The sequence below is a fragment of the Saccharomonospora iraqiensis subsp. iraqiensis genome, assembly GCF_000430445.1.
In the GTDB taxonomy this organism is placed as follows: Bacteria; Actinomycetota; Actinomycetes; order Mycobacteriales; family Pseudonocardiaceae; genus Saccharomonospora; species Saccharomonospora iraqiensis.
This window is the reverse complement of sequence record NZ_KE387087.1, coordinates 23,631-32,174: the sequence shown is the minus strand read 5'-3', so window position 1 is coordinate 32,174 and position 8,544 is coordinate 23,631. Positions and strand designations below refer to the sequence as shown.

Annotated in this window: 8 protein-coding genes and 1 pseudogene; 3 read left to right on the top strand and 6 right to left on the bottom strand. The window is 71.1% G+C overall.

Annotation, left to right across the window (positions count from 1 at the left end; translation table 11 throughout):
* The 6 genes and pseudogenes from ACTIR_RS26585 to ACTIR_RS0112050 all read right to left on the bottom strand — a co-directional run.
* Window positions 1-410, bottom strand: a pseudogene (locus ACTIR_RS26585) (hypothetical protein); the annotation flags it as partial.
* Between the two features lie 386 nt (window positions 411-796).
* Entirely contained in the window at window positions 797-2,059 is a 1,263-nt protein-coding gene (gene serS, locus ACTIR_RS0112070) for a serine--tRNA ligase (protein WP_026454482.1), read from the bottom strand.
* 136 nt (window positions 2,060-2,195) lie between these two features.
* Window positions 2,196-3,116, bottom strand: coding sequence for a haloalkane dehalogenase (locus ACTIR_RS0112065; RefSeq protein ID WP_007025278.1), 921 nt, complete (start codon window positions 3,114-3,116; stop codon window positions 2,196-2,198).
* Window positions 3,117-3,313: 197 nt separating this feature from the next.
* Window positions 3,314-3,760, bottom strand: coding sequence for a DUF350 domain-containing protein (locus tag ACTIR_RS0112060; protein WP_026454480.1), 447 nt, complete (start codon window positions 3,758-3,760; stop codon window positions 3,314-3,316).
* 59 nt (window positions 3,761-3,819) lie between these two features.
* Window positions 3,820-4,986, bottom strand: coding sequence for a glutathionylspermidine synthase family protein (locus ACTIR_RS0112055; RefSeq protein WP_026454479.1), 1,167 nt, complete (start codon window positions 4,984-4,986; stop codon window positions 3,820-3,822).
* Entirely contained in the window at window positions 4,986-5,531 is a 546-nt protein-coding gene (locus ACTIR_RS0112050; protein WP_034239644.1) for a hypothetical protein, read from the bottom strand. The genes ACTIR_RS0112055 and ACTIR_RS0112050 overlap by 1 nt, the downstream gene beginning before the upstream one ends.
* 124 nt (window positions 5,532-5,655) lie before the next feature.
* On the opposite strand from ACTIR_RS0112050, the gene ACTIR_RS0112045 reads away from it, so the two are divergent.
* The 3 genes from ACTIR_RS0112045 to ACTIR_RS0112035 form a co-directional block, all read left to right on the top strand.
* Window positions 5,656-6,861: a septum formation family protein gene (locus ACTIR_RS0112045; protein WP_026454477.1), complete on the top strand. Its 1,206-nt coding sequence runs from the start codon at window positions 5,656-5,658 to the stop codon at window positions 6,859-6,861.
* A 3-nt stretch (window positions 6,862-6,864) separates the two neighbouring features.
* Complete coding sequence (locus tag ACTIR_RS0112040; protein ID WP_007025273.1) at window positions 6,865-7,215, top strand: metallopeptidase family protein; 351 nt, start codon at window positions 6,865-6,867, stop codon at window positions 7,213-7,215.
* Window positions 7,216-7,276: 61 nt separating this feature from the next.
* Window positions 7,277-8,544 (top strand): MFS transporter (locus ACTIR_RS0112035; protein ID WP_026454476.1); only part of this gene is annotated, 1,268 nt, incomplete at its 3' end.

Sequence of the window (8,544 nt, the reverse complement as noted above, 5' to 3'; positions counted from 1 at the left end):
CCGTGCGGGCGGGCGCGCCGCACGACGCGGCTCGCGAGCAGGTGCGCGGCGAGCACGCAGCCGAGGGTGGCCAGCACGCCGAGGACCTGCCCACCGCCGACGAGGCCGTCCGGACCGACGATCCGTGCGACGAGTGCGAGCAGCACCGTCCAGAGGAAGCTCGGGTAGCCCTCGACGTACTCGCCCGGGTTGTACACCGGCCCGTGGCCCGTGGCGAGGTTGTGGGCGTAGCGGAAGGTGACGAAGGCTTCCCGCAGCAGGGTGCCGTAGAGCGACTGGTGGGCCAGGGAGAACGCGAGCGCGAGTCCGAGCGCGACGGCCCGCCACCGGCGTCGGGTGTTCAGGCGGGGCCAGCACACGACCACGAACCCGGCGAGGACGAGCCACGCCCCGACCGTGACCGCGATCACCAGTACTCCACACCCCTCACCCGTGCCGCCGACCGTCGCCGCAGCAACCTACCCGCCCACCCCCACGAGTCGACACCCCAGACCCGCGAGTCGACGCCCCAAGCTCGCGAGTCGACGCCCCAGGCCCGGGAGTTGACGCCCCAAGCCGGCGAGTCGACACCCCGGGCCCGCGAGTCGCGTGCTCGCGGCGACGAGCGCACGTGTCGGACCGGACCCGACCCGATCTCACACGCGGAAGCCCCGACCTGTGGATGCCGACTCCCGGGAACACGGCGTCGACTCACGGGCGTGATGCGGCGACTCGCGGATCTGAAGCGTCAACTCGTGGGTGCCCAGCGGCGACTCGCGGACCTGAAGTGGCGACTCGCGCGGGGGGAAGGGGTGGGTCAGTGGGGGGTGAGGTACTCGCGGTTGCCCAGGAACGGGCGGAGAGCCTCGGGGACGCGGACCGAACCGTCCGGCTGCTGGTGGTTCTCCAGGATGGCCACGATCCAGCGGGTCGTCGCGAGCGTGCCGTTCAGGGTGGCCGCGGTCTGCGTCCGGCCGTCGGCGTCGCGGTGGCGCACCGCGAGCCTGCGCGCCTGGAACGTGGTGCAGTTCGAGGTGGAGGTCAGCTCGCGGTAGGCCCGCTGGGTGGGCACCCACGCCTCGCAGTCGTACTTGCGGGCGGCGCTGGTGCCGAGGTCACCGGCCGCGGTGTCGATCACCCGGTACGGCACCTCGATCTTCGCGAGCATCTCCTCCTCCCAGGACAGCAGGTTGGCGTGCTCGGCCTCGGCGTCCTCGGGACGGCAGAAGACGAACATCTCGACCTTGTCGAACTGGTGCACGCGGATGATGCCGCGGGTGTCCTTGCCGTACGAGCCCGCCTCCCGGCGGAAGCAGGACGACCACCCCGCGTACCGGCGCGGGCCACCGGACAGGTCCAGGATCTCGTCCGAGTGGTATCCCGCCAGCGGGACCTCCGAGGTGCCCACCAGGTACAGGTCGTCGTCGGCCAGGCGGTACACCTCGGAGTCGTGCTCGCCGAGGAAACCGGTGCCGGACATGACCTCGGGCCGCACCAGCACCGGCGGGATCATCAGGGTGAACCCCTTCTCCGTGGCCTGGGCCGCGGCCAGGTTCAGCAACGCGAGCTGCAGCTGCGCACCGATTCCGGTGAGGAAGTAGAACCGCGCGCCGGAGACCTTGGCCCCGCGCTCCATGTCCAGGGCGCCGAGTCCCTCGGCCAGGGCGAGGTGGTCGGCGGGCTCGAAGTCGAACTCGGCCGGCGTGCCGACGTGCTTGAGCACGGTGTAGTCGTCCTCGCCCCCGGCGGGAACCTCGGGGTGGACGACGTTCGGGACCGACCGGTGCAGCTCGTCGAACTCCGCGCCCGCCCGGTTCTGCTCGGCCTCGGCGTCCTTGACCCGGGCGGCGAGCTCCTTGCCCCGTGCCAGCAGCTCCTCGCGCTCGTCCCCGGAGGCCTTGCCGATCTGTTTGCCGAGCTGCTTCTGCTCGGCGCGGAGGTTGTCGGCCGTGGCGATGGCGGACCTGCGCTCGGCGTCGAGGGCCAGCAGTCGGTCGACCACGCCGTCGTCCTCGCCCCGGGCCCGCTGCGAGGCGCGCACGACGTCGGGTTCTTCACGCAGGATCCTGAGGTCAATCACGCCCTGAGAGGGTAGTCGGCCCTCTCCTCACCCGGTCGAGCCGACCGGGTTTTCGCGTCCGGGGCGCGCTCCGGGGAGCCCGTCGCCGAGGTCGGACGACCCCGACCCACGGAGTCGGGAGAGAACGCCGCCGGAGTCAGGAGAGACCGCGCACGAACTCCGCGACCACGCGACCCAGCTGCTCGCCCGCGTCCTCCTGGAGGAAGTGGCCCGCATCCGGGATCGTCGGGTGCTCCCGCCCGGCGGCGCCGGGCATCTTGCGCTGCAGGATCGGCGCCATCGCCCCGGTGATCGGGTCGTTGTCCGAGAACGCGCAGAGGAACGGCAGGTCCCGCGTCGACAGCCGTTCCCAGGCGGCCCGGTTGGCCTCGGTGGCCGGGTCGTCGGTGCTGGTGGGCACGAGCGCGGGCATCGCCCTCGGGCCCGCCTTGTAGGTCTCGTTCGGGAACGGCGCGTCGTAGGCGGCGAGTTCGGCCTCGGTCAGCTCGTGGGTGCAGCCGGACTGCACGAACCGGGACACGTCGAGCACCTGGGCGTTCTCCACCGCGTCGCGGAAGGCCCACCAGATCTTCGGCATGTCGAAGTCACCGGTGGGCAGCCCGGTGTTGGCCGCGACCACACCGGCGAAGCGTTCGGGGTTCTCGGCGACCAGCCGGAGGCCGATCAACCCGCCCCAGTCCTGCCCGACGAGGGTGACCCCGTGCAGGTCGAGGGCGTCGAACGCGAAGGCGCGCATCCACTCGACGTGCCGGGCGTAGGTGTGGTCGGCGACGTCGGCGGGCTTGTCCGAGCGGCCGAACCCGACGAGGTCGGGCGCGATGGCCCGCAACCCCGCGTCGGCCAGCACGGGGAGCAGCTTGCGGTAGAGGAACGACCAGCTCGGTTCGCCGTGCAACAGCAGAACCGGCGGACCGTCGGGTGGCCCCGCCTCGACGTAGCCCACCCGGATGATGCCGTGCGTCGGGTGGTCGACATCCGCGTACGACGGCGGGTAGTCGAAATCGGGCAGGTCCGTGAACCGGTCCTCAGGCGTTCGCAGTAACCGCACGCGCCCCACGGTAATGCACCGCGTCCACCATCTGGGCGGCCGGACACCAACCCGATATGTGACCGGGACAACTCGCCCCCGGTGTTGGTCGTGAAGGCCCCCTTCCCTGCGTCACACGCAGCGAAGGACCCCCTCGCTGCGACACAGGCAGTGAGGGGGTCCTTCACGGCGACCTCCGCCGGGGACCGGCGGGCGGGCGGCGGGGGTTACGAGATGGCGACGGCGACGACGAGGCCGAGGGCGACGTGGGCGGCGGCCACGACCATGCTGGCCGGGGCGAACGTCTCGCTCTCGATGGTCGAACGGACGTCGATGCGGGTGGCCCATTCGAGCAGGCGCACCGCGAGCACCTGGGCGATGATCCCGACCAGGCCGTACACCAGCGCGGTGATCAGCCCCTCGGTCAGGTCGCTGGCCGAGGCCCAGATCGCGACCACCACGATGAACGCCATCGACACCAGCCCGGACGCGGTGACCATGACCGCGTTCGGCAGGCCGCGCCGCACCAGCTCGGACAGCTTGCCGGGGGTGGTGAAGTCGATGGCGTAGAAGCCGAGCAGCATCAGCAGCAGACCCACGATCGCGTACAGCAGGATCGCGCCGATCCCCCGGGCCAGGTCGGTACCGAAGGTCTCGGACAGGGCTACGAGCACAGGAATCTCCCAGGTCGAATCAACAGTTCAGCATGATCACGCGCCGGTGCCGTGTCCTCTCACGACTCCGGGATGCGGTGCGGCACGAACGCCGCACCGTCGTCGGTCACCAGCCCGGCGGTCTCCCGGATACCGAGGCCCGCCGCGCTGTCGCCGACGATCCAGGCGCCGAGCGCCGGCCGGTAGCCGTCGAACTCCGGCAGCGGGTCGAAGGCCTGGTAGACGTACCCCTCGGCCCCGTAGACACCGCCGGTCGCGGTCTCGTACCCCGGCGCGACGATGTCCACGTTGGAGCCCTCGCGGCCGAGCTTCGGCTTGCGCACGTACTCGGTGAGCAGGCCGGGCTGGTCGTTGAACGCGGGCAGCAGGTTCGGATGGCCGGGATAGTTCTCCCAGAGGATCCCGAGCAGGGCCTTGTTGGACAGCAGCATCTTCCACAGCGGTTCGACCCACAGCGTCTGCGGCAACGACTCGACGGCGTGCCGGCCGAACTCCTCGTCGATCACCCACTCCCAGGGGTAGAGCTTCACGACGGTGTTCATCGGCGCCTCGGCGAGGTCGACGAACCGCGTGAGCAGCGGATCCCAGCCGATCTCCTCGATGGCGAGCCCGACGGTGTCCAGACCGGCCTCGGCCGCGGTCTCCTGGAGGTACGAGGTGGTGAGGTGGTCCTCACCGGTGGGGTCGGCGCCGGACCAGGTGAAGTGCAGTTCCTTCGAGGGCAGCTGCCCCGCGACCGTGGACCACCGCTCGACGAGCTGTTCGTGCAGCGAGTTCCACTGGTCGTCGTCCGGGTGGACGGTGGTCTTCCAGTGCCACTGCACCACCGCCGCCTCCAGCAGCGAGGTGGGGGTGTCGGCGTTGTACTCCAGCAGCTTGGCCGGACCCCGGCCGTCGTAGCGCAGGTCGAACCGGCCGTAGACGTGCGGGTCACGCCGCCGCCACGACTCGGCGATGTGCGGACCCACCCACTCGGGCAGCCCGAACTCGGCATAACGCTCGGTGAGCACGACGTGGTCCACGGCCTCCAGGCACATCGAGTGCAGCAGCTCCACATCGGCCTCGATCGAGAGCACCTCGTCCATCGGCAGGACGTAGTGCACCGACTCGTCCCAGTACGGCCGCGCCTTCCCGGAGGCGTACCGGGCGGGGGTGCCGAACACCAGCCCCTGCTCGGCGACGGTGCGCTCCCAGTCCGGGCGGGGCGTGCCGGTCTCCCGCCGCATCAGGAGCCTCCGCCCTTGCCGAAGCTGCCGCTGCTGACGCCGAAGCCGCCGCGCTGGATGGTCTTGCCCGAGTCCGTCTTGATCTCCGCGTTCGACGGGCGGGTGTAGCTGCCCCCGGAGACCGTGCTGCCGTGCCTGGCGTTGCTGTTGCCGCTGCCGTACTTGTACCGGTACTGCCGGTAGTCGTCACCCCCGCCGGGCGAGGGCAGGAACACGATGTTGCTGCTGCTGTTGTAGTAGCCACCGTGGCTGCGGGCGTAGTCGTCGTCGCAGTAGTCGTCGTCGACGATCCTGTCGTGCTCGTCGACGCAGTGGGCCACGACCTCCTCAGGGGTGGCCACGACGTAGAAGCCCGCGATGAAGCCGACGAGCCCGACCGCGACCCCGCTGCCGATCAGCAGCTTGCGCCGGGACTCCGTCTTCCGGGCGGCCTCGGCCTGCTCGATCTCGCGCTGCTGCCGTTCGGCCTCGGCCTGCTGGCGCGCGCGTTGCTCGGCCAGGGACGGCTGTCGCGGCGCGGTGTTCTCCGCGTCCTGGAACCGCATGGAGCCGCGCGGCTGTTCCCCACCTGGTGAATTTTCGTTCTGTTCTGTCACTGAGCACTCCCGGACCGCGAGTCTGCGGATGATCACCTTAATCACTCGACGGCGACCGCGGGGCGGAAAAGGCATGATGGACTCGATGTCCACCGAGTCCGACCGCCCGTCGTCCACCACGGCGCCGCGGGCCCGCACCCGCGCGCTGATGGCGGGCGTGCTCGTCGGGGCCCTCGTCGCGATGTCGCTGACGTGGGCTTTCTCCTGGTTCCCGGAGAGTCCGGACGAGGAACGGGAACGGGAGGCCGAGCAGCTCGCCGAGCAGATCGTCGAGAAGCGGGAGAAGGCGTTCCGCTCCCCTCCGGGCAGCTGCCTGAACTGGTCGGAACCGGACGCGAGCGACGTCGCCGAGGTGTCGTGTGACGAAGAACACCTGTTCGAGGTCGTGGGACTCGCCGACGTCAGCGACGAGTACGGGACCACCGCCGCGCTCCCGGACGCCGAGCAGTGGCGGACCCTCACCGACGAGCGTTGCGGGGAACTGACCGAGGAGTACCTGGAACAACCACTGGACCCGGAGGGCAGGCTCAGCATCGGGATGCTCCGTCCGGACGACGAGCAGTGGGAGGACGGGGACCGCACCATGCACTGCGGCCTGCAGTGGGTCGGCCCGGGCGGTGGACTCCAGACGTTGACCGAACCCGCCGCCGAGACGGACCAGTCCTACGTCTGGGACACCGGGACCTGTCTGGGCATCGTGGACAAGAGCGTCGGCGACCCGGTGTCCTGCTCGGAGGCACACTCCTACGAGATCGTGGGCGTGGTCGACCTGCGGGACGAGTTCGAGGAGTTCCCCACGGAGGAGGACCAGCGCGACTGGCTGGACCCGACCTGCTCCGGGGTCCTCGAGGACTACACCGGCGGACGGGACGCGGCCGAGCTGGCCGAGGACGGGCTCATCCTGACCTGGGACCTGCGGTCGGAGGCGAGCTGGGACGCGGGGTCGAGCCTGGTGAACTGCAAGGTCGGTGCGGTCCTCGAGGACGACAGCGGACTCGCTCAGGTCCGGGGAAGCGTCAAGGAGGGCGCGGAGGACTCCGGCGACGGCGACGGCAGTGGGGACGGCTCCGGCAACGACTCCGGCGACGGCTCCGGGGACGACTCCGGGGACGACTCCGGGGGTGATTCCGGAGACGGCGGCGGGGACGGTGACGGTTCCGGGAGCGCCGACGGCGGTGGCGGCGGGGACGGCGACACCGACGGCACGGGACAGGACGGTTCCGGGTCCGGGCAGGATGGCACGGGAACCGACGACCCCGAGACGGCGAACGGCGGGTGAGCGATGCCGGTGCGGATGTCCGACGAGCACTTCGACAACCTGGTCGGCGACGCGCTGGACCAGCTCCCGGAGCAGTTCGCGGCCGCGATGGACAACGTCGTTGTGCTGGTCGAGGACCACAACGAGGAGGAGCCCGACCTGCTCGGGCTGTACCACGGGATCGCGCTGACCGAGCGCGGTCCCGACTACGGCGGGGTACTTCCTGACCGAATTTCCCTCTACCGGGAACCGATCCTGGCATCGTGCGAGACAGAGGAGGAGGTCGTCGAGGAGGTGTTGATCACCGTGGTCCACGAGATCGCGCACCACTTCGGCATCGACGACGCACGTCTGCACGAACTCGGATGGGGGTAGCCACGGTGCGACCACAGTCGCGGACAACCGGACCGGTGAGGATCACGTCGCGGCGCGGCCGATGCCTGCCGCGCCGGTGACGGCGACGCGGGACCGGCGGCTGACCTGGCTGCTCGGGTCCAACGCGTTCGCCAATCTCGGCGACGGCATCGCCAAGACCGCCTTCCCGCTGCTCGCCGCACTCGTCACCCGGGACCCGCTGCTCATCGGCGGGCTGTCGGCGGCCCAGTTCCTGCCCTGGCTGCTGTTCGGCCTGGCCGCGGGCACGATGCTGGACCGCGTGGACCGCCGCAAGGCGGTCGTGCTGGCCAACGCCGCCCGCGCGGCCGCGGTCGGTGTCACCGCGGCACTGGTGTACTTCGACGCCGCCACGATCTGGCTGATCTACCTCACCGCGCTGCTGGTGGGTGCCGCCGAGGTCGTCGCGGACAGCGCGGCGAACGTGCTGATCCCCTCGGTGGTCGGCCAGGACGGTCTCTCCGGTGCCAACAGCAAGCTCCAGGCCACCGAGATCGTGGGCCAGACCTTCCTCGGTGGCCCGGTGGGCAGCCTGACCTTCGCGGTGTTCCATGCGTTCCCCTTCCTGCTGAACAGCATCGCGTTCGCGCTGGGGGCCGCGCTCCTGATCGGGATGGCGGGCAGCTACCGGCCACGCGCTCGCGCCGAGCCGGGCGGGGGCGACGGACCGGACCCCGGAACCGGCGCGGCGGAGGGGACCGACACCGCCGGGAACGCGGACGGCACGGTGACCGCCACCCGCACCCGGCTGCGTGCCGACCTGGCCGAGGGGATGCGCTGGCTGCGGGGCAACCCGCTGATGCTGCGGCTGGTGACCGTGGCAGGCCTGGTCAGCCTGGTCACCGAGCTCGCCCAGGCGCAGCTCGTGCTGTACGCACTCGACGATCTGGACCTCAGCGACGCCGCGTTCGGTGTGTTCGGTTTCGTCGGGGGGCTCGGCGGGCTCGCCGGTGCCGCCGTGACCGCACGGCTGCTGGACCGGATCGGGGCGCGTCCGGTCCTGGTGGGCGGGATCCTCACCGCGGCGGCGGCGTTCGTCGCCATGGGGCTGGTGAACCACCCGGTGCTCTCGGCGTCGCTGTTCGGCGTGTTCGCCGCGGCTCTGGTGGCGGTGAACGTCATGCTCGCCACCACCCGGCACACCCTCGTCCCCGGGGAACTGCTGGGGCGGGTGCTGGGCGCGTGGCGCACCGTGGTGTGGGGCGCGATCCCGGTCGGCGCGCTGCTCGGCGGCGTGCTGACGCGGGTGCTCGGCACGCCGAGCGCGACGTTCCTGGTCTCCGGCCTGGCACTGGTGGGCGTGGCCGCGGT

Coding starts and splice junctions, on each gene's coding strand:
- ACTIR_RS0112055 (WP_026454479.1), bottom strand. CDS start 4,986: ATGCGGCGGGAGACCGGCACGCCCCGCCCGGACTGGGAGCGCACCGTC.
- ACTIR_RS0112050 (WP_034239644.1), bottom strand. CDS start 5,531: ATGCGGTTCCAGGACGCGGAGAACACCGCGCCGCGACAGCCGTCCCTG.
- ACTIR_RS0112045 (WP_026454477.1), top strand. CDS start 5,656: ATGATGGACTCGATGTCCACCGAGTCCGACCGCCCGTCGTCCACCACG.
- ACTIR_RS0112040 (WP_007025273.1), top strand. CDS start 6,865: ATGCCGGTGCGGATGTCCGACGAGCACTTCGACAACCTGGTCGGCGAC.